The organism is Geminicoccus flavidas, from assembly GCF_009806515.1.
In the GTDB taxonomy this organism is placed as follows: domain Bacteria; phylum Pseudomonadota; class Alphaproteobacteria; order Geminicoccales; family Geminicoccaceae; genus Geminicoccus; species Geminicoccus flavidus.
Genome location: NZ_WUJP01001099.1, coordinates 1 through 1478, shown reverse-complemented (window position 1 = coordinate 1478; position 1478 = coordinate 1). Strand labels below are relative to the sequence as shown.

The window sequence follows — 1478 nt, the reverse complement described above, 5'->3', positions numbered from 1 at the left end:
GAGCAGCTCGACTGCCCCGGGATCCAGTTCCCGGGCGCGCCGAAAGGCCTGCTCTGCCTCGTCCACGCGACCGCGCGCCATCGAGAGATGGCCCAAATTGTACCAGACCTCGTAGCTCTTCGGCGCCAGTTCCTGCGCGCGTCGCAGGTGCGGCTCGGCTTCCACGTAACGTCCGAGGCCGATGAGCGCACCGGCTAGGTTCGCGAGGCCCGTCGGGTGGTTCGGATCCAGCTCCAGCGCATCGCGCGCTGCGGCTTCCGCAGCCTCGTAACGCTGCAGCGATGCCAGCACCCCGGCGAGATTGGCGGGAGCGTCCGCGAAGGTCGCGTCGCGCCGGGCTGCCTCTGCGAAAGCCTCGATCGCCGCCTGCTTGCGGCCGCTCCGGTTCAGCAGATTGCCGAGGTTGGACCAGAAGCGAGCCCGCTCCGGGCGGAGCGCGATGGACTGGCGGACCAGCCGTTCTCCCTTGGCCACCTCGCCCAGCGCTGCCAATGCCATGCCGAGCAGATGGACGGCATCCGCCTGCTCGGGATCGGAACGCAGGACCTGACGATAGAGATCACGCGCCGCGGCATAGTCCATGGCACGATGACGCTCCACCGCTGCCAGCAACATGGCCTGGGTCGCAGAGCGGCGGCCGTCGACCACCGGATGGCCGGCGGGAAGCACTGCCTGGGACGAGAGCAAGGTATTGCCGGGCATGATCCGACCTCGCCCTCAGGCTGCCGCTACCACCGGGTGACGCAGGGGATAGGCTGCGTCCGCGAGTACTATCTGCGCGCCGATGCGGCGCCGCGTGTCGATCACGACCGGTGCCCGCAGGTTGGCGAACAATTCCAGGGCCGCATGGCTGCGTCTGGCCGTGACGATCGCCAGGAAGTCGGTGTCGCAAGGGGGGAGCCCGACCGAGCGGCAGGCCGCGAGCCGATCCATAGGGCGGATCAGCGAATCCCCACCGGGCAGCGGCAGCACGAAGAAGCTCGGGCCGGCATCGTCCAGGGATTGCAGCAGGAGCAGGCTGCTGCCAGGAACCCGCTCGAGCTGAAAATGGCGGCAGCCGGGAAATCCGGGCAGGCCTGCCGGAAAGGACAGGAGTCGCGCCGGATCGGCGCCGGCTTGCACGGAATGGCCATCCTGCTCCGGAACGGCCGGTCCGGCGGGCGGCGGGAAGGCGGGTGCGGTCCCAGGACCGGCCACGGCTACGATAGCGGTCACGCTTACTGTCCCTCGACGGATTGCCAATGCCGGCGATGATAGCTGCCGATGCTTAACGAATAGTTGCAGCCGCCAGCTTCGGTGGGCCCGTCCCAGGTGTGGGCCAGGCGCTATGGGCGCGCGGCCGCCATTTCATACGTCCAGGCGGTGGCAGATGACGTAGCCTGCTCGCTGCCAGGAGCACTCACTCCCGAGCGGCACGATCCTGCTCGCCGCCCATCGGGGCATCGAGAGCATCACGCTGGACCGGGGTGCGGCGCATC

General features: G+C 68.9%; 2 protein-coding genes and 1 pseudogene. 1 reads left to right on the top strand and 2 read right to left on the bottom strand.

Features of this window, described 5'->3' with window-relative positions:
- Positions 1-702 (bottom strand): tetratricopeptide repeat protein (locus tag EQG76_RS31005; protein ID WP_159719070.1); only part of this gene is annotated, 702 nt, incomplete at its 3' end.
- A 15-nt stretch (positions 703-717) separates the two neighbouring features.
- Entirely contained in the window at positions 718-1215 is a 498-nt protein-coding gene (fliW, locus tag EQG76_RS31000) for a flagellar assembly protein FliW (protein ID WP_159719069.1), read from the bottom strand.
- A gap of 181 nt (positions 1216-1396) precedes the next feature.
- On the opposite strand from fliW, the pseudogene EQG76_RS33855 reads away from it, so the two are divergent.
- Positions 1397-1478 (top strand): annotated as a pseudogene (locus EQG76_RS33855) (hypothetical protein); the annotation flags it as partial.